A 24887-nucleotide genomic window follows, 5' to 3' on the forward strand; every position below is an offset into this window, starting at 1 on the left:
GTTTTTAATACTTAATTCACCACAAAACCTGGTGGTCAATTTGCTCCGGAATTAGGTGGTCAGTTTGCTCCGGAACGGGTGGTCAATTTACTCCGGAATTAGGTGGTCAAATTGACCGGTTTTTCCACTTTATGGCCGTTTTTCTCAAATATTTCGAAAGCATCTCGATATGAAGAGAGAAATTTTACACTAGTTAAATATTCTATATTTGAATTGCGAATTTCCTTTTCAGATAATATGACGAAAGTTAAGTTATTTTTTTTACAATATTCTCGTGCTGCATTAAATTTTTCACTGTATTTCAATGAGTTACGAATTAAGTCGTCGTGATACTTAATTTCTACTAACTTGTCACAAATATTTTTGTCTGAATAACGAACTAAAAAATCGGGTGTGTATTTATGCCTTTTGTTGTTACTATCAAAGTATGTGATTGATAAAGGTTGCTCTAAATATAAATAGACAGATGTATCAAACTCCAATAAATATATATAATCTCTCTCCAAAGAGGACTCAAATTGAATAAGTTCACTGTCTTGTTTTTTACTTATGAAATATCCTGACAATGAACTATATTTTGGTCCAATTTCTCGTACTCTTTTTTTTAATATTCGCAACATGAGTGATGTCTTTTGATGCGAAAAGGCTAAATAAAGCAAAATATTCTCATTACATATGATGCAAAATGGTCTTTCCGGTCTCATTATCAGTCAAATATAACAGAGTTATCCGCAGCCTGGAGAAATTTCGATGGCACATAATGGCGTTTTATTTTTAGACGAACTGCCGGAATTCAAACGGGATGTTCTCGAGGTAATGCGTCAGCCGCTGGAGGATCGGGAGGTCACTATCTCACGAGCCAAGTTTACGGTCACGTATCCGTCCTCGTTTATGCTGGTGGCGAGTATGAATCCGAGTCCGAGTGGTTTTTTTAACGATCCAAGTATGCCGAATACTTCCTCGCCTCACGAGATGCAGCGGTATATGAGCAAAATCTCAGGACCTTTACTGGACCGGATCGATATTCATATTGAAGTGACGCCGGTTCCTTTCGAAAAATTAGCCGATGATCGAAAAGCCGAAAGCAGTGTTGAGATCCGAAAACGGGTGACTAAAGCCCGTGAAATTCAGACCAGCCGATTCGAAGAAATAGAAAATATTCATTACAACGCACAAATGAGCAGCAAGCTCATCCGGGAGTTTTGCGGACTGGACGAACAATCAAAAGAATTGCTCAAAACCGCAATGGAACGACTCAATCTTTCCGCCCGTGCTTACGACAGGATCTTAAAAGTAGCCCGTACAATTGCCGATTTAGATGATGCTCCGCAGATTATTACCTCGCATATTGCGGAGGCAATTCAGTACCGAAGTTTAGACCGGGATGGGTGGCTGGGGTGAGTTTTGATTTTTAGATTTTAGATTTTAGATTTTAGATTTTAGAATATAGAATATAGATTTTAGAATATAGAATGTAGTATTTAGATTTGGGTAGGATGTCTTTCTGAGCGGAGTCGAAGGATTGGATTTTAGACTGTAGAATGTGGATTGTTGGAATTTGGAATTTCTTTTTTAGCGAAGTTGAAAATTTGGAATTTATCCCGAAGCTTCAGGATTGGAATTTCATTTAAACAATATTCCATAAACTCATTTTTCGTCGGGTTACAAAACCAAGTTTTTCATAGAGATAAATGGCTCCGGTATTACTTTCGGCTACATGTAGAAAAGGAATTTTATGCTGATCAAAAACGGCGTTTACCACATGCGTTATCAATTGTTTGGCATATCCTTTTCCGGTATGATCGGGATGTGTGATAATGGCGCTGATCTCTGTGAAGTCATTCATTTTCATGCGCTCTCCGGTAATTGCGACTAATTGGCCTTCTTGGAAAATTCCAAAGTAATCGCCCAGTAAAAAAGTTTTATTTTTGAAATATCCGGGCTGCACCAGATTGACCAGTTCGCATAATGCTTCGTTATGTCCTGCAGTAAGTTTCACAATTTCCAGGTCAATCGGCAAATCAATTTTCTGATTAATCACCATTTGAAGGCAAATCAGCTCTTTATTAATTTTTAGGGAAGGGGGAAGAAGCGGTTTTTCGCCAACGATAAAGAAATTCTCTGTCAATTCCGAATATTGCTTTACGGCCTCGGCAGTGTTTTCCGGTTTTACAAAACCACCGAAGGGACAATACGCTGGATTGTAAAATTTCACACCATCGTAAGCGATGGCAAATTCTTGATGGGTTTCTGCTAATGCATTCCAAACCGGATTATCTAATGGATGTTCTGTAGTTTTCATTTTATCGGATTTATAAAAGGTTATCTATTCCTGCACTTTCGGATAAAAGAATTTAAAGGCATTGGAAACCGCAGGATGTAAAATGGTCCCATGATTTTCCTGAGGAAGATAATCAAAGAATACTTTTATGTTTTTACTTTTGGAAGTTTTGATTTTTTCGGCCAGCAGATTGGCATCTACTTCCATCACTCTTGGTATTTCGGTTGGCGTTAATCCTTCTTTCCCTACTGCAATGTAAACAGCCGTTTCCTGCATGAAATTCTGCTGAAATATCGGACTGTCCTGACGTAAGATCGAACCATTATTCCACCATATACTTGGACTAACGATAACATAATGATTAAAAAGCGTTGGTTTTTTCAATAGGATTTCGGTTTCCAGCAATCCGCCTAAAGATTGTCCCATGATGGTTTTGGAAGCCGTTGTTTTGTATTTTTTATCAATAAAAGGCTGTAATTCTTTTTCTATAAAAGCAATAAACTTATCGGAATGCCCAGAGGATGCAAAACGTTTCTGATCTTTTTCGATGCTGGTTGGAAACGTAAAATCTCTTCTGCGGTCCACAGTGGCAATTCCCACCACAATTGATTTCGGAACCTGATTGATCCATTCAAAACTATTAAATTGTACCAAACCTGCAATGTGTATAAAGTCTTCATCGGCAGAACCATCCAGCAGATAAATTACCGGATATTTTGTGGCTTCTTCAGCTTTATAACCTTCGGGCAGGTAAATGTTCAGTATTCGATTTTCGCCTAATTCTTTCGACTGTATTTCCTCTATAACACCCAGGACAAAGGGTTTGCCGGTTTGGCTAAAGAGCAAAACAGAGGTAAAAAGTAAAAAGATGACTGTAAAAAATTTATTCATTTTTTGGTATTTAATGACTGCTGTTGTTTTGTATTCTTTTTGCCTGTAGCAGTTCTTCCAGATCGGTTATACTTTTTTTGCTTTCTGTCTTAAAACCGAGAACAACCATGGCTACACCTCCAAAAAGCATTACGAAAGGAATAAATATAAAAGGTCCTTCTTTAAGGCCGTTATTGTATAGTAAAGTGTACAATGTTCCTAAGCTGGCCAAAAAAACGATTCCCAGCCAAATGCACATAAATATTTTAACAAGATCAGGAAGCCCCATTTTTACATTTATTTTCGAACCGCTGATATCTTCTTTAATTTCTCCTTTTATAATGGGTAAAAACGAATTTCGGTAGCTTATGGCTCTTTTGAGTTCAAATGTTGGATTACTAATTTTACCAATATAAGGTTTGGAATAGGATATTCTCTGAATGCCAAAACCAAAAGACTTTTCAGCTTCAATTTCATTTTGAAGACGCGCTAAAAGGGCTTCTTTTTTTAATGTGGAATGATAGGTTAATTCTTCAAAGGGGAGTAAATTTTTAATCATTTGTTCTTAGATCCTTTAGGTTTATTTTTTTCTGGCGGACTTTTAAGTATCGAAAATACAACTTAAAATTGTAATTAAAGATGGAGTGACTCAAGAACGGGATAAATTTATAACACAGCTGACTTTTCTATGTAGTCGCAATTATCTATTCCAAAAAAAATCCCAATTCTGTTGAATCGGGATTTTATAAAGGAAGTATCTGCTTTTGAAATCATTCAAATTTGAGAGAAGCATTTCTGGACATCAGATAAGAAGTCAGTTTTTTGATTTTGCCGTTTTTCATTTCAAAAACATCGCAAAATACAGCGTCTAATAGGTTTCCATTTTTCATATTGCCCTGTACGGCGCCTTCGGCAATAACCACATCGTTTTCTTCGACCAGTTTTATAATCTGAATCGTCGGACTGCCTATGAAATTTTCATTTTCAATTTCCTTATCAAAGGCCTCTTTTCCAACATGCTGGTAAATTCCGGGCATCTCCCAGATCACATCGTCCGTTAAACAGGCTAGCACTCTTTCGTGATCACTTAGCCTGAAAGCAGCCATATATTCTTCTACGGTCTCTTTATTTACACTCATAATCAAAATAATTTGCGATTAAATTTCGGTTCTTATAGTTTTCCATTCAAATTTAAAAAATTAATGGGAACGTTTTAATTATTAAGATTCATAATATTTTGAATGTTTATTTGCTCCAGAAAAGATTCATCATGTGAAATTACGATTAAAGTTCCCTGATATTCATTGATAGCAGCAGTCAGGATTTCGATATTCTGAAGGTCTAAATTATTCGTAGGTTCATCGAGGATAATAAGATCCGGTGACTGTTTGTTTAACGTCAGGCAGCAAAGCATCAGCCGCATTTTTTCACCGCCACTTAAAGCGCTGCAGGGTTTCTCCAATTCGTTTTGAGAAAACAAAAAACGATTCAGCCTCATGCGGATATCGTGTACCTGAAGCCCCGACGTATTGAATTTCTCCGCCTGTTCATAAACTGAAAGCCGGTTGTCGATTAGCGAATAGTCCTGATCGATATAAACCAGTTTTGTTTCCGCTCTGTATATCGTTCCCCGCTGTGGTTCCAAAAGGCCGGTCATTATTTTGATCAGTGTTGTCTTGCCGGAACCGTTTGCTCCTTTCAGGGCAAGGCGTTCACCACTTAGGACCTGGAAGCTGAGATTTTCTTTCCAAAGAAATTGTTCTTTATAGGTATAGTTGATATGGGTTGCTGTAAACAGTGTTTTGCCTTTATGCAAATTAGTATTGTCGAAGCCAAACTTCATCTGATCGGTTTCCGGCAATCCCGAACGCAATTCCTGTAGTTCCTGAGAAATTCCGCCAATTTTTTCAGCATGCATACTTTTGGTTTTCGAAGTACTGTTTTCGGCATTGTTTCGTAAAGTATTCATCATTATTCTGGAAACACCTGCTTTCTCCTGTTTCTTTTTGCCGCGTGCATCTAACTTTTGCTGACGTTCCAGCGTTTCGCGTTCCTTTTCTCTGGCTTTTCGCAAGGCTTTCTCTCTGCTGTGAATATCCTGGCTTAAAGCATTTTTTTCGATCTGTTTTTGTTCCGCATAAAAGTCGTAATTACCGCCGTAAATGGTAATTCCCCGTTTGGATAATTCGTAGACCACATTCAGAAGATTCAGTAATTTTCTGTCGTGGCTCACGATAATCAGGGTGCCGGAGGTGTTTCGAATAAAATCGTACAGTAGTAATCTTCCGGCTATATCCAGATGATTACTGGGTTCATCCAGTAAAATAAGGTCAGGCTGGTGAATTGAAATTCCGGCAAGGAAAATTTTGGTTTTCTGGCCGCCACTTAAATTTTCGAGCTTTTGGGTCAGATCTAAATTTTCTAATTGCCAGTATTGTAATGCTTCCCGGCATCGTTCTTCAATTGTCCAGTCATCATTCAGGATTTGGAGATTGGTTTCTGTCACGTTTCCGTCCAGAATCCCCTGGAGAGCGGTGAGTTTATCTTCAATTTTTAAAGCCTGCGCAATAGTGAGATGATTGAACTGTCCAAAAATCTGAGGCACATAATAAGGCCCGGAATCGGATTTCAGTACACCGGCTGAGGGTTGTAATTCTCCCGCAATGATTTTTAATAAAGTGGATTTTCCAACGCCGTTATTGCCAATTAAGGCAATTTTATCCTGATGATGGGCAGTAAAAGTAAGGGCATCAAACAGTAATTCCCTGTTGGAATGCAGGTATGAAATGTTTTGTAAAGTAAGCATAATTTCTTCTTTAGGAGTGAATAATCATAGCAAACCACATTGGATTTACTATCTATTTTCGGGAAGAAATTACATTTCACATACAATTAATTGTTTCGTTTTTACGACTGCAAATATACAAATGTTTTCTAAAGCCAGCAAAAAATGCGGTTTAGGCAGTTTTACAAGCTTCAGAAAAATAGTATTTATTTTAGTTTTTAGCAATTAGGGTATCAATTTCGAGGTACTTTTCTTTTAACACACTCAAAGCAAAGCAGGCTGCCGCACCTGTAAAAACCGAGTAATCAAGAGGTGCTTTTATTCCGATAGTAAATGTCATGGAAAGACCAAAAAGCAATAAGAGGTAACCGCTAAGCTTTGCAAACAATTCGGTTTTGAAACCTGCTAAAAGAAAAACCGCAAAAATGATTTCAAGAGCCGTGGCAATGATGGCAACGGGTTCTAACAGGCTTTCAGGAACGAGAGGATTCAGGACTTTTGTATAGGCAAGAAAGTTTTCCCAGTTTCCCCAGGCGGAATTTTCTTTACTCCAAAATCCAAAACGGTCTGCAACAGCAGAGAGGAAGCCAGCCGATATGGCAAGGCGTAAAAAGAGTTTAACTAATTTCGAATTCATAAAATTGTTCTTTTCTAATTAATATAAAGCCGTCACTATTCAGGACGGCCCTATATTTCATTAAAAGTATTATTTATATTTGATTTGGCAAAAAGTTACTTTGCCTCTTCAAAAATTTTATCCAGACCTTCCATTGCAATGGTAAATCCTTCTTTGAAGCCCATTTCGATAATCTTTTCCAGATCGGATAAGTTATCATGTTTAATGGCCACATCAACAATAGTAGCACCGCCCTGCTCAGAAAAAGTAACATTCCAGTCCGAACGTGGAAAGTCTGTATTTAAATTTCCTTCGGCATCAGAAAAGGCATCCAGGTATTTAAAGTTCGTTTTCGGACTGATAGAAGTGAAGTCGGCTATTGCCCAGTGTTCTTCGCCCTGCGGCCCAAGCATCGCATACAGTCTTCTTCCGCCCACTTTAAAATCCATGCTTTTTGTTTTAGATTTCCAGGGAGCGGGAGCCCACCATTGATCCAGGATTTCAGGTTCTGTCCAGGCTGACCAAACGTTTGCAACCGGAGCATTAAATTCTCGTTTCACATTAACGGTACTGTTTTCTTTGTCTACCGTAAAATTCATTAAAAGATTATTTTTCATTTTAGTTCGCTTTTAAATTTATAAATAGTGGCAAGACCGATTTACAGGAGAGATTAGTTACTTTTTTCTTCCAGCAATGTATCCAGGTTTTTAAGGATAAGTGCAAATCCTTCTTTGAAACCTGTTTCAATTATTTTTTCTAATTCCGCCAGGCTGTTTCGTTTAATGGCAATAGCAACAATGGTCAAATCGCCTTGTTCGGAAAAACTCAGATCCCAGTAAGAACTTCCGATATTAGGATCCGGATTCGCTTCCGAATCGCAAAAAGTAGAGGAATGTTTAAAATTAGTTTTCGGAGAAATGGAACTGTACTCAAAAAAACTCCATCTTTCCTGACCTTCAGGCCCAACCATGGCATAAAATCTTCTTCCGCCAACTTTAAATTCCATGCTTTTTGTTTTAGACGTGAATGGGGCAGGAGCCCACCATTGGTCTAATAGCTCAGGTTCGGTCCAGGCCGACCAGACATGGTCAAGTGATGCGTTGAACTCCCGTTTGATGTGTACCGTGCTGTTTTCTTTGTCTACGGTAAAATCCATTAAAAGATTAGTTTCCATTTTCTTTAGCTTTTAAATTCATTAATACTTGATCCAGTTGACTGAAACGGCTTTCCCAAATTTGTTTAAATTGTTGCAGCCATTGATCTATTTCTTTCATTTTGTCAATTTTAAGTTGATAGTAAATTTCTCTTCCCATCTTTTTTTCCTGCAGTAATTCGCACTCGTTAAGGATTTTAATGTGTTTTGAAATCGCCTGACGAGTAGTGTCAAATTGTTCTGCGATGGCATTCGGTGTCAGTGCAGTAGACGAAATCAATACTAAAATAGCCCTACGTGTCGGGTCGGCTATGGCCTGAAAAATATCTCGTTTCATTTTGCTTTTATTTTAATGCGCAATCAATCAGTTGCAAATATATGCAACTTTTTGGTTTCGCGTCGTGTTTTTTTGATTTTTTTTATAACAGGCAAAAAAAAACCACCTGCTTGTGGCAAATGGGAGGAAAGTAATGTGTTTGTATCTTACCTGAATCTGTTTCTGACAATGATGTCCTTCAGTTTGGCTTTTAAATCTTCTCCGGTATCAAAAACCATCTGTTCGTTGTTCGGAAACGGAACGGCGCGTTTGTTAAAATAGTCCAGATAACTTTCGTCGGAAGCGTTTCTGTCACCACGATAGGTCGAATAAACGTTTTCAAAAACAAACTCGCTGGCGACAGGAAAAGATTGTAGTAACTGATTGGTTTTTAAATCCAGATAATCTACTTTGGCCGTTATCTGACAGGCTTTGTATTGTCTGTATTCGTAAATATTGATTTTGATGGTCTTAAAATTATCCACTTTTACAGGACGCCCCAAACTGTCTTTCACCGGATTTCCCCTGCTGTCGAAAAGTGTTTTTACGCCATATTTAATTTGTTTTTCCTTAATGAATTCCTTCTCTTTAATTTGTTCCGGTGAAATGTAGATTTCCCTGAAATTGAGAATTAAACCATAATCATATTTGACATTTTTTTGTTTGATGCTGTGGTAAACTGTCCATTTATCATTTAATCCGTAGGTGCTGAAATCTAATAAATCATTCTGCAATTGCTTCGGAATGATCATTTCTGTTTCGTTTGTGGCATACACATTCACAAAGTCAGTTCCTTTAAACAGCGCGTCGTCCATCAGTTTTTTGGCATTCTTATAATTCGGATTAATGCTTTCGATATACGCCAGATCATCGTATGCTTTTCTGGAATCGAGTTTGTTTGTTGACTTTAAAAGCACTCCTGCATTATCGTACAAATATTTGGATAATGCATTTTTACTGCTTATAATCTTGTCTGTATAATTGTCAAACGGAAACTGCGCATTTTTGCCTTGTTTTAATAACTGAAGAGGCAATAAAGGCCTGATTTTTTCCTGACGGTTTTCAAGCTGCACATACGTATTGTAGATACGTTCGAGATTGGCCGGATTTTTTTCCTTTTCCATTAGCTCAAGACTTCTTAAATCGCGGTCTTTGGCTTTGGCGAAAGCTTCTTCGAGCAAATACACATAATCCTGTTTTCCTTTGGAGTCTTTTTTTGTTTTCAATGCTTCTACGGCACGGTCTATGGCACCATCATAATTGCCATCGCTTAACAGGGACTGCGTAGTTTTTACGCCACACGAAAATGCCAGAAACAGGATAGAAACGAATAAAGTAATTTTTTGCATAAGGCTTGCTTTTGAAGGTGTAAATATATCTGTTTTTAGCTAAATTCAGCCCCTGCAGCTTTTAAATTTACGAAGCAGTAATTTTTGTTTTCACCACAACCATCTGTCCCGCTTTCGCCTTTATCTCTCCATTTCATTACGAGGATACCGGCTCTATCGGGGCTAGGGTAGGAGGTTTGGTTTTTACCAGAACTTTAGATTGGGAGTTTTTATTTAATAGTAATCCAATCTGATTTTATTTCTGTATTTGAATCATTAAATTCTCCAATTGGTTCATTTTCACCAGTCATAAGTATAAAGTCCCAATTATTTTTTTCATCTTCTATAAATTGCCAGTCCATCATTAAATTTTGAACAATTTTAGCAGTTGGGTATTTTTTTTGTATTTCTGAAACGGCAGATTTTGGATTTAGTCCATTAGAGGTCTTTAAGTTCTTACTTAAGGCAACTATAGCCAGTATTTCTTTAGAATCCGCTTTAGGGATAAGACCGATAATAAATTCATCATCTAATGAATATAGATACGCTTTTCCACCGCCATCAAAACCAAAATCATAGGCTTCTGCCTCTTTTTTTGTTAATTGTTTTAGCAATTTTTCAGCCTCACTAAGATCCATTCCGACTTTGATTTCTCCTACCTGTCCTTTTGATATTTTAAATTTTTCAAAATCAAATCGATTAGTTTCCTTTATGTGTAATTCAACTTTTGAACTTTTGGAATTTGTGTTTTCAATTTGTTTTTCCGTTTTGTCTTTACAAGAAAATTGAAGTATAACCAGAATTAATAATGACAATTTTAGTTTCATTATTTCCTGCTTTTTATCTGATACGCAATTTCCCAAAGCAGAACCGAAAAAACAGCGTTTGCCATCAAAGCGGTTTTAACGCCATAGGCATCATATTGTGAAAACAAATGTAAATCACCAAACTTTAAAGCCAGAAATAAGGCTAAAGCTGCAATTAAAAAAGAGCAAACGATATTTAGTAATGGTGTCCATTTTAAGACAAGAAAAGAAAAAGCAATATTGATCAGGAAAAATCCACAACCTAAGGTTATAAATCGGTGGTCTTTTAATTTTTCACCCAGCAAGAGTAAAAATGAAGTCGAAAAACTATAAGTAAGAAATAATATGGAATAGATCAGGAATCGGATTTGTAGTTTCATTTTGATATTTTTTGGTAAAGTTACTTAAAAAGAATAAAGCTTGGTTTTAAAACATATCTTCACTTGCTGTTAGGATGATCAGAATTTTCCCTTACAACATACTCCTCACTATAACCTACTGTTGATTTTAAGTTTTTTTTTCATCTTTTATTTTTCCACAACAGCTTGTCTTTCAGTGCTAAAATGAATTAAATATATGGCAACCACCACTGTTTGTTTTTAGCTTTATATTCACCAAACCAAATGCAGGGTTTATAAAGTAACGCAACTACGGCGATCCAGATTAAATAAATCGTCCAAAGAGGCAGACCGCTTTCTACGCCTTTTGGTCTTCCAAAAGATCCGGTTGCAAATTCTAATTGTGACCAGTTAAATCCCTGCAAAAACAGCATAGCAAGCGTTAACATATGAATCAGGTAAAAATGCAGAACAAAGTAAAACAAAGGTACTTTTCCGTAAACGATAGTCACTTTTTTTAAACCGTTCGTAAATTGTTCCGCAAAAGCGAGCAGCAAAACCGTGATGCCTAACGTAGGCAAACAATATAAAAGCGAAGGCGGATATTTCGTCACATTCATAAACGATATAAATGTAAGTGTACTATCTTTTTGAAGAGACCATTGTACCGGATCGCCGTAAATATTTATAAACCGAAGAAGAACAAATAAGGCTAATGAACCAAAACCAAGTTTGATAAAGAGTTTTTTGCGTTGCTCGAAAGCCATTTCAAAATAACGTGCAAATCCAAATCCGGTGAGCATAATGCCGAGCCAGGGAATGGGAGGATAGCCCATGATAAAGGCACGATCGCCAAACGGAATTACTGCCGGACTAAAAAATGGCGATAGAACGGCTTTTACAACAGAGCCTTCCGCAAACGGAATAAGGGGCAGAAGATTATGACCAAAAATAATAATTAAGCCTATAATTCCTAATTGCTTGGCCGGGATTTTCAGCAATAAACCCAAAAGAATAAATCCGAAACCTATTGCGGCTATCACCTGAAATAAAAGCGTGTGAAATCCAATATCAAAAAATAATCCAAAATTAACAACCGTAAATTCGAGCAATAGCAACCATAAACCTCTTTTGATTAAATGTTGTCTTGTTGCTGTAAAATTGTTTTTTCTTTTTAACGAAAGATAAACAGAAGTTCCTGCCAGAAAAACAAAGGTAGGCGCGCATAAATGTGTAATCCAGCGCGTAAAAAACAAGAAAGGGGTTGTGGTTGTTAAATCGGTTGGACTTTGTGTGATAGAATCTATATGCATTAAGTCACGAACATGGTCTAATGCCATGATAATCATCACAATTCCGCGAACTATATCAATTGAATTTTCTCTTTTCATTTTCTTTGAAGTTTAAATGTATTAGAAATGGTTTTTGATATTTACTTTTGTATTCTTTCTACGATCAGATACTTCTTGAAATTGTCTTTTAATTCAGCCGGCGGCTTTTATAATTTTATTCTTTATTGCAAAATCGCATCAATTTTGGCTTCCGATTTTTCTTTGATCTTGCTGTTGGGACGAAAACTCCAGATGATCAGAAATTTTCCTTCTGCAAGATATTCTTCCGGATGCTCGTCTGTTGGTTCCCCGTCTTTTCCCCAGAGCATTCCCTGCAGGAATCGATCTCCTTTGAATCTGTTTTCAAATTCAAAATACATGATAGAACCGCTGTCGGTTTTATTTTTGAAACTTTGAACGGCTTTACTTTTTAAGACTCCCGTCATATTGCTGTACGTTTCAATATCAGTATAAAAAGTGCAGGCCTGAGGAGAAACACAAATGTGACCGTCGCTTAAAGTATAACCTTTGGGGATTTCTTTAGCTTTTAGTTTTAAATCAGCAAGGGTCTGACTGAAAATAGTAGTAGTGAGTAATAGGAATAATAGCGATAGGGGAATCGTGATTTTCATGGGTTGTAGGTTTGGTTTATAGAGCTAAAATAATATTTTTATTTATCAGAACTCTAATCTATTTGCATTCCGCTTTCTGCATCAAATTGTTCTCTTTCAGCTTCAGTCATTCTGGCTCTCAAAAGTTTCATGGTATAACCACCGAATAGTTTTCCGTTTTCAATATACATCCAGTCACTAATTTTTGAATTATCGACTTCGATTTTTTCTCCAATTTTGTACTCCGTAATATATTCAGGTTCATTATCTAAAATTCCTGAATATTTTCCGTTTTTATATTGAACATCCGTCAGCCAGATATGTTCGCCGCCTCCGTCCGAAGTTTAAAATTTGACTTTCAATGACTTAACTTCAATTTTCGGATTTGATAAAACAGCATTAAAATCAGTTAATGTCTGATTTGCTTTTTCTATTGCTTCAGCCATTTCTTTATCTTCATTTTCAACACTGTAGATTGTAGGCTGGTTTTCCCTTTCTATTTTATTAGAATTCTTACATGCTGTTAAACTTAACAAGAGGAATGTGATTAGGATTTTTGTTTTCATTTTTTGAATTGATAGGTTTCGAATTGGGCTAATTTATAGATTTAACTCTCCAATTATTTTTTGGTCGTAGTTATAATTAAGTTCATTGGGGAAATTTCCATTTAGGTCAGGAAATATCAATTGTAAGTATTCATAGGGACGATTTTCATAAAATTTGATTGATGTGAGGACATATTCTTGTAAGTTTTCATTATGAACTTTTAGGAAGTAAATTGAAAAGCGATCTGTTAAATCGTCTATTTTTTTATTTACTGGAATCGTACTGTTTTTATATTTTTCTGCGTAGTTTTTAATTATTTCTCCGGATAGGTTAGGGCCGAGGCCGGAAATAAACAATTCAGGAATTTTGAAATTTTCAAATATTCCTGTGGAGTATGCAAAAGGAGTGAAGTTTTCAGCCTCCATTACTGCTGTTGTATGATAGCCAGTGTTTTTTATAGTATCATAAACCTGGTTAAAATAGATTTGCTTTTTATCTTCGGTTTGTTTCATTTTCAAATATAATATTTTTATATCAAAATGAATGTTTAGCTTCTGGTGAAAACCTGACTGTGTCAGAGATATGTTAAATTTTTAATTTTTAAGTTTGGTAAACCCGACAGGTTTTTAAAACCTGTCGGGTTTGTTGTGCGTAAAGTATGCGATTTCTCTTTCGTCGAATGACAAACATTATGGTTACTTTGCGTGGGCTTCGACTTCGCTCAGCCGGACAGACGTTTTCCAATCTAAAATCTGAAGTCTACAGTAAAAAAAATCCCGCTTCAAAATGAAACGGGACTTAACAATATTCTCTTTTTTTTTATTTTAAACTGTTGCAGCAACTTCTTCTGGCAACGGAATTTGATTTTTAAGTAAATCTTCGAATGTTTCGTGTTGGCGGATCAGAATTCCTTTTCCATCTTTCCATAAAACTTCGGCTGGTTTGTACCTTGAATTGTAATTCGAAGACATCGAGAAACAATAGGCTCCGGCGTTTCTGAAAGCTAAAATATCACCTTCAGTAATTTCTGAAATTCTGCGGTTGTTGGCAAAAGTATCCGTTTCGCAAATGTATCCCACCACAGAGTAAAAACGCTCTTTTCCTTTTGGGTTCGAGATGTTTTCGATATAGTGTTGTGAACCGTAAAACATAGGACGGATTAAGTGATTGAAACCACTGTCAACTCCGGCGAAAACCGTTGAGGTTGTTTGTTTTACCACGTTTACTTTGGCTAAGAAGAAACCTGCTTCACTCACCAAAAATTTACCTGGCTCGAAAATCAAGGTTAAATCCCGGCCATATTCGGCACAGAAAGAATTGAATCTTTTGGATAATTTTTTACCTAATTCTTCGATGTCGGTTTCGATATCGTCTTTTTTGTATGGCACTTTGAATCCGCTTCCGAAATCTAAAAACTCCAAATCTTTAAAGTGTTTAGCGGTATCAAAAAGGATTTCAGCAGCATAAAGGAATACTTCGATATCAAGAATATCAGATCCTGTATGCATGTGAATTCCAACAATACTCATTTTTGTATTCTCTACAATTCGCAATATGTGCGGAATTTGATGTACCGAAATTCCGAATTTGCTATCGATATGTCCTACCGAAATATTAGCATTTCCGCCCGCCATTACGTGCGGATTGATACGAATACATACCGGAATCTGAGGATATTTTGTTCCGAATTGCTCCAGAATAGATAAGTTGTCAATATTGATTTGTACTCCCATTGCAGCAACTTCTTCGATTTCTTCGAGGGAAACTCCATTTGGTGTAAAAAAGATTTTGTCAGGATCATAGCCAGCATGAAGTCCCAATAAAACTTCCTGAATTGATACAGTATCTAAACCAGACCCCATGTTCTTTAATAACTGAAGAATCGCAACGTTAGACAATGCCTTCATGGCGTAATTAACTCTCAAGTTTTCTACCTTAGAGAAAGCTTTGGTTAACCTGTTGTACTGTGACTGGATTTTTTCGGCATCATAAACATATAATGGACTTCCAAATTGGTCTGCTAACTGCAGTAAATCTTTTGCTTGCATTTTTAAACTATTTTGAGCAAAGTTATTACACTTTTGACTAACAGCAAATTATTTGTAGAAAAATAACAAATTGTAACAAATTGTTTGTTTTTAAACAAAAAGTAGCTTGTTTTCGAATTTTATAACCTTTGCTAAGATGGTAAGGTTCTGAGATGTTAAGATACTAAGTTTTTTACTGCCACGACCAGAGCAATAGCGAACAGTCGAAGCAATCACGAATTATTCTAATTTCTTTTCTGGCTGTTTTCTATTTCAAAATATAGCCCGTGGTTTCAACCACGCGGACACAATATAGGATTAAATCTAATCCACAACGTTTACCGTGGTTGAAACCACAGGCTATGCTTTATGCATTTTTCGGAAATTCAAAATAAAAATTCGTGGAAATTCGTGTAATTTGTATTAATCTGTTAAACTGTGGCAAAAAAAATAATCTGTGGCAAAAAAACAAAACCCCTGAATATAAATTCAGGGGTTTGTTAGTAGTTATGTTGTTTATCGGAATAAAGATTAAATAAAATGCAAAGAAAAAACTCAGTCCCTTAGCATCTTAGTATCTCAGAACCTTAAAAATTACAAACTCGGTAAATCCCCGTTTCCTTTAGTTGGCAGGTTGGTTGAACCCATTAAGAACAAATCTACTTCTCTTGCTGCTTCGCGACCTTCAGAAATAGCCCATACAATTAAGGATTGTCCTCTTCGCATATCACCTGCAGTGAAGATGTGAGGAACGTTTGTTTGATAATTTTTAGCTTTATAATTACTTCTCATATCAATTTCAAGTCCTAATTGCTCGCTTAACGTTTTTTCAGGTCCTGTAAATCCTAAAGCCAGTAAAGCTAAATCGCAAGGCCAGATTTTTTCGGAACCTTCTTTTTCAATTAATTCAGGACGTTGACCCGGAGTCATTTTCCATTGTACTTCCACCGTTTTTAATCCCACAAGTTCTCCTTTATCATTAGATAAGAATTCTTTTGTATTGATTAACCAGTTTCTGTCGCAGCCTTCTTCGTGTGAAGAAGACGTTTTCAACTGCAACGGCCAGAAAGGCCAAGGTGTTGATTCGCTTCTTCCAACCGGAGGTTTTGGTAAAATTTCAAAGTTAGTCACCGATTTTGCTCCGTGTCTGTTCGATGTTCCCACACAGTCAGAACCTGTATCTCCACCACCAATTACGATGACGTCTTTTCCGGTTGCCTTAACCTGGTCAGGAATGGACTCTCCGTATAAAACTTTGGTCTGTTGTGTTAAGAAATCCATTGCCTGAACAACGCCTTTACTTTCGATTCCTTTAGTTGGCAAACTTCTTCTTTCTGTTGCTCCACCACATAATACGATAGAATCGAAAGCATTCAGTTCTGCAACGCTAAAGTTAACACCCACATTTACATTGGTTTTGAAAGTAATTCCTTCAGCTTCAAGGATGGCTACACGTCTGTCGATAATTCCTTTTTCTAATTTGAAATTCGGAATTCCGTAGCGCAATAAACCTCCAATAGCATTGTCTCTTTCAAAAACGGTAACGGTATGACCCGCTCTGTTCAATTGCTGGGCAGCTGCGAGACCTGCAGGACCCGAACCAATAACGGCTACGGTTTTTCCTGTTCGGGTTAATGGTGTTTGTGGTTTGATCCATCCTTCGGCAAAACCTCTTTCGATGATGTTTTTCTCGATGTTTTCGATCGCAACCGGTTCTTTGATAATACCCAGAACACATGATTTCTCACATGGAGCAGGGCATAAGCGGCCTGTAAATTCCGGAAAGTTATTGGTCGATTGTAAAATCGCTAAAGCACTTTGCCATTCTTCCTGATGCACCATGTCGTTGAAGTCAGGAATTAAATTTCCTAACGGACAGGCACTGTGGCAAAAAGGAATACCACAATCCATGCATCTTGAACCTTGTTCTTTTTTCTTATCTTCTGCTAACGGAATGGTAAATTCGTTGTAGTTCGAAACACGTTCTGCTACTGCTAAATTACTTTCGTCGGCTCTGCTATACTCTTTAAATCCGCCTATTTTACCCATGACATTTTAATTAAATCTAAATGATGTTTTTAAATTCCAATTTTAAAAAATTCCAAATCTCAGTTTTTTAACCGCAAAGAACGCAAGGTCTTTTTTTTGCTTTTTTGAGTGTTTTAAGTTCGCAAAGCTTTGTGGTTAAGTATTAATCTAAAATCTAAAATCTGAATTCTAAAATCATTTATCCAGCTATTAATTCTTCTATTTTTTTCTCTTCTGCAATTCGTTGTAATGCTTTTTTGTAATCGGTTGGCATTACTTTTACGAAATTGCTTTGTTGGTTTTCCCAGTCTGCTAAAATTCTTTTTGCTAATGGACTGTTGGTGTACAAAGAGTGGTTTTTGATCAGTTTTCGTAGTTTGGTTACGTCTTCTTCCTCGATAGGATCAAAGGCAACCATTTCCATGTTGCACACTGTTGCATCGAATTGTTGTTTAGGATCGTACACATAAGCCACCCCACCGCTCATTCCGGCTGCGAAGTTTCTTCCTGTTTTTCCTAAAACTACAACTGTACCACCGGTCATGTACTCGCATCCGTGATCTCCAATTCCCTCAACAACCGCGGTTGCTCCGGAATTTCTCACACAGAAACGCTCTCCGGCCATTCCATTAATATACGCCTCTCCGGTAATAGCTCCGTAAAGGGCAACGTTCCCGATAATGATATTTTCTTCAGGTTTGAAGGTGGCGGTAGGAGGTACCTTGATAATTAATTTTCCTCCTGAAAGTCCTTTTCCTAAATAATCATTACAGTTTCCGTGAATTTTAAACGACAATCCATTGGTAGCAAATGCACCAAAACTTTGTCCGGCAGAACCTTCAAAATCAACTAAAATAGTGTCTTCAGGTAAACCTTGTGCGCCATATATTTTTGAGATTTCATTACTCAAAATGGCACCTACAGAACGGTCTGTATTTTTAATTTTAAACGTAACTCTTGTTTTTTCTTTTCTGTAAATAGAAGGAATCGCTTCTTTGATAATTTCGAAATCCAATACATTTTCCAGGTTGTGATCCTGTTCTGTTGTATTATGGTTCGGAACTGTTTTTGCTTTTTCCGGTTTGTACAGAATTGATGATAAATCTAAACCATTGGCTTTGTAATGTTTGATCGCTTTGTTCACATTTAATTTTTGTGACTGACCCACCATTTCTTTCAAAGTTCTGAAACCTAACTGTGCCATGATTCCTCTTAACTCTTCGGCAATAAAATACATGAAGTTGATCACGTGCTCCGGAGTTCCTTTAAAGTTTTTTCTCAATTCAGGATCCTGAGTGGCAATACCAACAGGGCAGGTATTTAAGTGACAGGCTCTCATCATGATACAGCCTGAAGCGACAAGCGGAGCAGTAGCAAAACCAAATTCTTCAGCGCCTAATAAGGCAGCAATAGCTACGTCACGACCTGTTTTCAATTGGCCGTCGCACTCTAAAACGACACGGCTTCTTAAATCATTTAATATTAAAGTTTGCTGTGCTTCGGCTAAACCAAGTTCCCATGGAATACCGGTGTGTTGCAAAGAAGTCAATGGTGCAGCACCGGTTCCTCCGTCATAACCTGAAATCAGGATCACGTCGGCTTTTGCTTTGGCAACACCGGCAGCAATGGTTCCAACGCCTACTTCGGAAACTAATTTTACGTTGACGCGTGCATCACGATTGGCATTTTTCAAATCAAAAATCAACTGGGATAAATCCTCAATAGAGTAAATATCATGATGCGGTGGAGGCGAAATCAAACCTACATAAGGCGTAGAGTTTCTGGTTTCAGCAATCCACGGCACTACTTTTTCTCCCGGAAGCTGTCCGCCTTCTCCTGGCTTAGCACCCTGAGCCATTTTAATCTGAATCTCTTTTGCATTTGTCAAATAGTTGATCGAAACACCAAAACGTCCCGAAGCTACTTGTTTGATGGCACTGTTTCTGGAATCGCCGTTGATTTCTTTCTGGAAACGTTTTGGATCTTCTCCACCTTCTCCGGAATTACTTTTTCCGCCAATTCTGTTCATGGCAATCGCTAAATTCTCATGCGCTTCTCTACTGATCGATCCGTAAGACATTGCACCGGTTTTGAATTTCTTCACGATTTCGGTCCATGGTTCTACTTCGTCGATAGAAATCGGATCTAAATTGTTGAATTCAAATAAACCTCTGATCGTCATTAGGTTTGAGCTTTGCTCATTGACCATGTCTGAGTATTCTTTATAGCTTTCCGGGCTGTTCAGACGAACGGCCTGTTGTAATTTAGAAATCGTAGTCGGGTTGAACATGTGTTTTTCTCCGCCTCTTCTCCATCTGTAAATACCTCCGATTTCCAAAGGCAGTAAGTTGGCGATTTTTGAATTTGGAAAGGCTTTCTGGAAACGTTTCTTTACTTCTTTTTCTACTTCTATCAAACCAATTCCTTCGATTCTGGAAGGCGTGTAAGGGAAATATTTAGAGGTGAATGTTTTATTTAAACCTAAAATCTCGAAAATTTGGGCAGCTCTGTACGAATGTAAGGTAGAGATACCAATTTTGTTCATAATTTTAAGGATACCTTTTGCAATCGCCTTGTTATAATTGATAATAGCGTAATCTGCTTTAACCTTGGTAATGAATCCCTGGTTCACCTGATCGTGAATGATCTCGTTTACCATGTATGGATTAATGGCACTGGCACCATATCCGAACAATAAAGCAAAATGATGCGGTTCGCGTGGCTCTGCAGATTCGATTATGATTCCGAATTTAGAACGAACTTTCAGGATGTTTAAGGAGTGGTGGATGTAAGAACAAGCCAGTAACATCGGGATTGGAGCCATTTGCTCGCTTACGCCTCTGTCTGAAAGGATGATAATATTGCAGCCTTCAGAAACCGCTTTGAACGTAGCCTGAACACATTTCTCCAACGCACGCTCCAGACCGTTAACTCCTTTTTCTATTTTGTATAAAGTAGAAATGGTAGCCGATTTGAAATCTTCGTGGTCAATGTTTCTGATTTTATCTAAATCTTCATTAGAAATAACCGGATTCTGGATTTTTAATTTTTTACATTGTTTTGCTTCAATTTCGAAAATATTAAAATCTCCTCCAATGGCTAAACTGATGTCGGTAATGATCTCCTCACGAATACCATCCAAAGGAGGATTGGTAACCTGAGCAAATAATTGTTTGAAATAGTTGTATAATAATTGTGGCTGATCTGATAAAACGGCCAGTGGCGTATCATTCCCCATAGAACTGATGGCTTCAGCACCATCTGATCCCATTGGATTGATAATTGTTTTTAAATCTTCGATCGTATAACCGAACAAACGCTGTCTGGTCTGAAAATCAAGTTTTTCAACAGGAACAGGATTGTTGGTGTAAGGAACTTTAGCCAAGGGTAACAAGTTTGCTTCAACCCATTCTTTGTAAGGACGCTTGGTTACAATTGCTTTTTTTATTTCTTCATCTTCAATAATACGGCCTTCGTTCATATCTACCAGAAACATTTTCCCCGGTTCTAGACGACCGTGCTGAATTACATCTTCCGGTTCGATATCCAGTACACCAATTTCTGATGACATGATTACAAAACCGCTTTTTGTCAACGTGTAACGGGAAGGACGCAATCCGTTTCTGTCCAGTAACGCACCAATTACGTTTCCGTCTGTAAACGGAATCGAAGCCGGACCATCCCACGGCTCCATGATGCAGGAGTTGAATTCGTAGAATGCTTTCTTTTCTGCCGACATCGTCTGGTGTTTTTCCCAGGCTTCCGGAACAACCATCATCATCGCTTCAGGCAAGGATCGGCCGGTCATTAATAAAAGTTCAATAACCATGTCCATAGAAGCAGAATCTGATTTTCCTTCTAAAATAATCGGGAATAATTTTTTGATATCATCACCAAAAATTTTGCTTTCCATTAATTCTTCACGGGCACGCATTCTGCTTACGTTTCCGCGAAGCGTATTGATTTCACCATTATGACACATGTATCGGAATGGCTGTGCTAAGTCCCATGAAGGGAAAGTATTGGTAGAGAAACGCTGGTGTACTAATGCCAGACGCGTCACTAAATCGGGATCTTTTAAGTCGATATAATATCGGCTGATGTCTTCCGGCATCAATAAGCCTTTATATATTATAGTAGTGGTCGATAAACTAGTAAAATAAAACATGTGACTTTCGGAGGTTTTGGATCCTCTAATCGCGTGTTCGGCAATTTTTCTAGCTGCAAAAAGTTTTGCATTAAATTCTTGTTCCGTTAAATCCTGACCGTTTTTGCTAACAAAAACCTGTTTAACCGATGGTTCTTTTTCTGCGGCAATCTGCCCTAAATTTTCTACGTCAACGGGTACGTCTCTCCAGCCTAGGACCTTTAAATTCTGGTCTTTGATTGTTGATTCGAAAGCATTCATGCAAAAAGTAACCTGGTTTTTGCTTTTTGGTAAAAAAACCATTCCTACTGCATACTCACGTGTTTCAGGGATTTCAAAATCACATACTTTTTTGAAAAAGTCATGTGGGATATCAAATAAAATTCCAGCTCCATCTCCAGTTCTTCCATCAGAACTAACTGCGCCACGATGTTCCAGTTTTATTAAGATGTCCAATGCTTTGTGAATGATGTCATTAGATTTAATACCATTCAAATTACAAATAAATCCTGCACCACAATTGTCGTGTTCAAATTCAGGCAAATAAAGCCCTTGTTCTTTAACTCTCATTCTTGATATTTTTTCTACAAAAATAAAGATTTCGTTAAACATAATGTATTGAAAATCTAATTTCGCTTACATTTTTGTTGTAATATTAGAAAAATGATTCTTAAATGATAATAATATTACAGAACGCATTGTGAAATGACAAAATCACAATTTACATTGTAATATATGAAATGAAATTGCGTGTAAGGCTTTGAAATCAGTGAAGTTTTTGTTAAATATCAAACTATTTTACGGTTTTTAGTTAACATTTTAGAAGCGATAGTTTAACGATTCCTTTTCTTTCAAAATCAATAACGGTTTAATGTCGGTTTTATGGCATTTTTTAATTGAAAAAAGATTTTACTATTCAGTTGAATTTTGCTATTTTTGTCGCACTTTTATTCTGAAATAAATTCAGAACCAGACAAATTCTATATTATGAACATACACGAATATCAAGGAAAAGAAATTTTAGCGAGTTACGGAGTACGCATTCAACGCGGAATTGTGGCTAACAATGCAGTTGAAGCTGTAGCTGCTGCAAAACAATTAACTGCCGAAACCGGTACAGGATGGCACGTAATTAAAGCACAAATTCACGCAGGTGGCCGTGGAAAAGGTGGTGGAGTGAAGCTTGCTAAAAACTTACAACAAGTTGAAGAAATTGCAGGACAAATTATCGGAATGCAATTGATTACGCCTCAGACTTCTGCTGAAGGTAAAAAAGTAAACAAAATTTTAGTAGCAGAAGATGTTTACTATCCTGGTGAAAGTGAAACTTCTGAATTTTATGTTTCTGTTTTATTAAATAGAGCTACTGGTCGTAACATGATTATGTATTCTACTGAAGGTGGAATGGATATTGAAGAAGTTGCTGAACACACACCACACTTAATTTTTACTGAAGAAGTTGATCCTACTGTTGGATTACAAGGTTTTCAGGCAAGAAGAATTGCTTTTAACTTAGGTCTTTCAGGAAATGCTTTCAAAGAAATGGTGAAATTTATCGATTCATTGTACAATGCTTACATTGGTTCTGATGCTTCTATGTTTGAAATCAACCCGGTTTTGAAAACTTCGGATAACAAAATTATGGCTGTTGATGCTAAAGTAAATATCGATGATAATGCTTTATACAGACAACCAAAATATGCTGAGATGCGTGATATCCGTGAGGAGAACCCAATCGAAGTTGAAGCTAAAGAAGTAGGTTTGAACTATGTAGATCTTGACGGTACTGTAGGATGTATGGTAAACGGAGCAGGTCTTGCAATGGCAACTATGGATTTAATTAAATACGCTGGTTTTGAGCCTGCTAACTTCCTTGATGTTGGTGGAACTGCTGATGCAAAACGTGTTGAAACGGCTTTCCGTATTATCTTAAAAGATCCTAACGTAAAAGCTATTCTAATCAATATTTTTGGTGGAATCGTTCGTTGTGACCGTGTGGCTCAGGGAGTTGTTGATGCTTACAAAAATATGGGTGATGCTATTAAAGTGCCAATTATTGTTCGTTTGCAGGGAACAAATGCTGAAATTGCAAAAGAATTAATTGACAATTCAGGTATGCCAATTTTATCAGCTGTTCAGTTTCAGGAAGCTGCTGATCAGGTTAAAGCTGCGTTATCTTAATCACATAAGAAATCAATTATATAAAAAATCCCTTCGATATTCGGAGGGATTTTTTTTTTGGAGTTATTTAACCGCAAGGCGCGCGAGGGTTTTTATTTATAGGAGTTTATATAAACGCAAAGTTCGCAAAGCTATGTGCATAAGATTGCGAATATTGCCCGCGGTTTCAACCGCGGGTACACAATCTGATATGATAGAATCTTCTGAGCATCCCCGCGGTTGAAACCGCGGGCTATATTTAAAATTATGATCTTTTTTAAACAGCAAAGCTCGCAAAGCTATCTGTATAATGATTTGCGAATTTTAGCGAATATGGCCCGCGGTTTCAACCGCGAGTGCGCAATGTGATATGATATAACCTTCTGAGCATCCCCGCGGTTGAAACCGCGGGTTATATTTAAGATTATGATCTTTTTTAAACAGCAAAGTTCGCAAGCTATCTGCATAAGGATTTGCGAATTTTCGCGAATATTGTCCGCGGTTTCAACCACGGATACACAATGTTATATGATACAATCTTCTGAGTATCCCCGCGGTTGAAACCGCGGGTACGCAATGTGATATGATACAATCTTCTGAACATCCCCGCGGTTGAAACCGCGGGCTATATTTAAAATTATGATCTTTTTTAAACAGCAAAGTTCGCAAGCTATCTACATAAGGGTTTGCGAATTTTCGCGAATATAACCCGCGGTTTCAACCACGGTACACAATTTGATATGATACAATCTTCTGAACATCCCCGCGGTTGAAACCGCGGGTAATATTTAAGATTATGATCTTTTTTAAACAGCAAAGTCCGCAAGCTATCTGCATAAGGATTTGCGAATTTTCGCGAATATAACCCGCGGTTTCAACCACGGGTACACAATCTGATATGATACAATCTTCTGATCCCGCGATTGAAACCGCAGACTATATTTAAAATTAAGATCTTTTTTAAACAGCAAAGTTCGCAAAGCTATATCAATTAAAGCTTTGCGAACTTTGCGTAAATTTTAGCGCCCTTTGCGGTTAAATTACTTTTTATTCTTCCCGTTTTTATAAACAACTTTTTCTACCACCTGTACTTTAGGTGCCGTTTTTGTGTTGTTTTTCTTGAAAGGTTTTTTAGCTGCAGGAGCAGTTTTAGAAGGTGCTTTGTCGCCTCTTCCTTTTTCGGCATCTTTGGCACTTGCTTTAAATTCAGGTCTTTCTTTGGTGCTGTCTTTTTTCGGAATTTCAGCTTTATGCTTCGCTAAAACCTCATTCGGATTTTTAGGGTTTTCTTTAGTGCCTCTTAAATGAATTACCAATCCATTCAGGAAGTTGCGTAAAACCTGATCACCGCATTCCATGTAGTTTTCATGATCTTCGGCTCTGAAAAAAGCTCCTAATTCTGATTTTGTAATTCTAAAATCTACTAATTCTAAAATCTCAACTATTTGGTCGTCACGGAGCATCAAAGCCACGCGAAGTTTTTTTAGGATATCGTTGTTCGTCATCGTTTAATTTTTTACAAAGGTACATTTTAAAAGCAATTA

Annotated in this window: 23 protein-coding genes and 1 pseudogene; 2 read left to right on the plus strand and 22 right to left on the minus strand. The window is 37.2% G+C overall.

The genetic code is table 11. From position 1 onward, the window contains the following. Positions 1 to 98: 98 nt before the first annotated feature. Positions 99 to 620 carry a TnsA endonuclease N-terminal domain-containing protein gene (locus tag D0817_RS02575; protein ID WP_161568412.1) on the minus strand — a complete coding sequence of 174 codons (522 nt, stop codon included), beginning with the start codon at positions 618 to 620 and terminating at the stop codon, positions 99 to 101. 103 nt (positions 621 to 723) lie between these two features. Here D0817_RS02575 and D0817_RS02580 point away from each other — a divergent pair. Continuing rightward, positions 724 to 1401 (plus strand): annotated as a pseudogene (locus D0817_RS02580) (YifB family Mg chelatase-like AAA ATPase); the annotation flags it as partial. Positions 1402 to 1627: 226 nt separating this feature from the next. On the opposite strand, the gene D0817_RS02585 reads toward D0817_RS02580, so the two are convergent. The 20 genes from D0817_RS02585 to gltB all read right to left on the minus strand — a co-directional run bounded on the left by D0817_RS02585 (position 1628) and on the right by gltB (position 21753). Beyond that, positions 1628 to 2302, minus strand: a complete 675-nt coding sequence (locus D0817_RS02585; protein ID WP_127336844.1) for a GNAT family N-acetyltransferase — start codon at positions 2300 to 2302, stop codon at positions 1628 to 1630. 24 nt (positions 2303 to 2326) lie between these two features. Then, positions 2327 to 3172 (minus strand): alpha/beta hydrolase, encoded by an 846-nt coding sequence (locus D0817_RS02590; RefSeq protein WP_127336845.1) that lies wholly within the window; start codon positions 3170 to 3172, stop codon positions 2327 to 2329. 10 nt (positions 3173 to 3182) lie between these two features. Further along, positions 3183 to 3710, minus strand: a complete 528-nt coding sequence (locus D0817_RS02595) for a hypothetical protein (RefSeq protein WP_127336846.1) — start codon at positions 3708 to 3710, stop codon at positions 3183 to 3185. 211 nt (positions 3711 to 3921) lie between these two features. Next, positions 3922 to 4290, minus strand: coding sequence for a nuclear transport factor 2 family protein (locus D0817_RS02600; protein ID WP_127336847.1), 369 nt, complete (start codon positions 4288 to 4290; stop codon positions 3922 to 3924). 74 nt (positions 4291 to 4364) lie between these two features. Then, entirely contained in the window at positions 4365 to 5957 is a 1593-nt protein-coding gene (abc-f, locus tag D0817_RS02605; protein ID WP_127336848.1) for a ribosomal protection-like ABC-F family protein, read from the minus strand. A gap of 190 nt (positions 5958 to 6147) precedes the next feature. Beyond that, positions 6148 to 6573 carry a DoxX family protein gene (locus tag D0817_RS02610; protein WP_127336849.1) on the minus strand — a complete coding sequence of 142 codons (426 nt, stop codon included), beginning with the start codon at positions 6571 to 6573 and terminating at the stop codon, positions 6148 to 6150. A gap of 95 nt (positions 6574 to 6668) precedes the next feature. Further along, positions 6669 to 7169, minus strand: a complete 501-nt coding sequence (locus tag D0817_RS02615; protein ID WP_127336850.1) for an SRPBCC family protein — start codon at positions 7167 to 7169, stop codon at positions 6669 to 6671. A gap of 53 nt (positions 7170 to 7222) precedes the next feature. Continuing rightward, complete coding sequence (locus D0817_RS02620) at positions 7223 to 7726, minus strand: SRPBCC family protein (RefSeq protein WP_127336851.1); 504 nt, start codon at positions 7724 to 7726, stop codon at positions 7223 to 7225. Further along, entirely contained in the window at positions 7716 to 8042 is a 327-nt protein-coding gene (locus tag D0817_RS02625) for an ArsR/SmtB family transcription factor (protein ID WP_127336852.1), read from the minus strand. The genes D0817_RS02620 and D0817_RS02625 overlap by 11 nt, the downstream gene beginning before the upstream one ends. A 146-nt stretch (positions 8043 to 8188) precedes the next feature. Further along, the gene (locus D0817_RS02630) at positions 8189 to 9370 is read right to left on the minus strand and encodes a hypothetical protein (RefSeq protein WP_127336853.1); all 1182 of its coding nucleotides are present in this window, start codon (positions 9368 to 9370) and stop codon (positions 8189 to 8191) included. Positions 9371 to 9579: 209 nt separating this feature from the next. Continuing rightward, positions 9580 to 10176 (minus strand): hypothetical protein, encoded by a 597-nt coding sequence (locus tag D0817_RS02635; protein ID WP_127336854.1) that lies wholly within the window; start codon positions 10174 to 10176, stop codon positions 9580 to 9582. After that, a complete protein-coding gene (locus D0817_RS02640; RefSeq protein ID WP_127336855.1) occupies positions 10176 to 10535 on the minus strand; it encodes a hypothetical protein in 360 nt (119 codons plus the stop codon). The genes D0817_RS02635 and D0817_RS02640 overlap by 1 nt, the downstream gene beginning before the upstream one ends. A 188-nt stretch (positions 10536 to 10723) precedes the next feature. Then, the gene (locus D0817_RS02645) at positions 10724 to 11884 is read right to left on the minus strand and encodes an acetyltransferase domain-containing protein (RefSeq protein ID WP_127336856.1); all 1161 of its coding nucleotides are present in this window, start codon (positions 11882 to 11884) and stop codon (positions 10724 to 10726) included. Between the two features lie 122 nt (positions 11885 to 12006). Then, on the minus strand, positions 12007 to 12456 hold the full coding sequence (locus D0817_RS02650; protein WP_127336857.1) for a hypothetical protein: 450 nt from the start codon (positions 12454 to 12456) through the stop codon (positions 12007 to 12009). A 53-nt stretch (positions 12457 to 12509) separates the two neighbouring features. Then, entirely contained in the window at positions 12510 to 12755 is a 246-nt protein-coding gene (locus D0817_RS02655; RefSeq protein ID WP_127336858.1) for a DUF2314 domain-containing protein, read from the minus strand. 24 nt (positions 12756 to 12779) lie between these two features. Further along, entirely contained in the window at positions 12780 to 13001 is a 222-nt protein-coding gene (locus D0817_RS02660; RefSeq protein ID WP_127336859.1) for a hypothetical protein, read from the minus strand. A 33-nt stretch (positions 13002 to 13034) separates the two neighbouring features. Next, entirely contained in the window at positions 13035 to 13493 is a 459-nt protein-coding gene (locus D0817_RS02665; protein WP_127336860.1) for a DUF4262 domain-containing protein, read from the minus strand. A 312-nt stretch (positions 13494 to 13805) separates the two neighbouring features. Then, positions 13806 to 15029, minus strand: coding sequence for a diaminopimelate decarboxylase (lysA, locus tag D0817_RS02670; protein WP_127336861.1), 1224 nt, complete (start codon positions 15027 to 15029; stop codon positions 13806 to 13808). 573 nt (positions 15030 to 15602) lie between these two features. Next, a complete protein-coding gene (locus D0817_RS02675; protein ID WP_127336862.1) occupies positions 15603 to 17057 on the minus strand; it encodes a glutamate synthase subunit beta in 1455 nt (484 codons plus the stop codon). A gap of 178 nt (positions 17058 to 17235) precedes the next feature. Then, positions 17236 to 21753: a glutamate synthase large subunit gene (gene gltB, locus D0817_RS02680; RefSeq protein WP_127336863.1), complete on the minus strand. Its 4518-nt coding sequence runs from the start codon at positions 21751 to 21753 to the stop codon at positions 17236 to 17238. A 417-nt stretch (positions 21754 to 22170) separates the two neighbouring features. Between gltB and sucC the strand changes: the two genes are divergently transcribed. Beyond that, positions 22171 to 23364: an ADP-forming succinate--CoA ligase subunit beta gene (sucC, locus tag D0817_RS02685; RefSeq protein ID WP_127336864.1), complete on the plus strand. Its 1194-nt coding sequence runs from the start codon at positions 22171 to 22173 to the stop codon at positions 23362 to 23364. 1019 nt (positions 23365 to 24383) lie between these two features. On the opposite strand, the gene D0817_RS02690 is transcribed toward sucC, so the two are convergent. Continuing rightward, complete coding sequence (locus D0817_RS02690) at positions 24384 to 24848, minus strand: DUF1456 family protein (protein WP_127336865.1); 465 nt, start codon at positions 24846 to 24848, stop codon at positions 24384 to 24386. Positions 24849 to 24887: the final 39 nt, after the last annotated feature.

Source organism: Flavobacterium cupreum (assembly GCF_003996965.1).
In the GTDB taxonomy this organism is placed as follows: domain Bacteria; phylum Bacteroidota; class Bacteroidia; order Flavobacteriales; family Flavobacteriaceae; genus Flavobacterium; species Flavobacterium cupreum.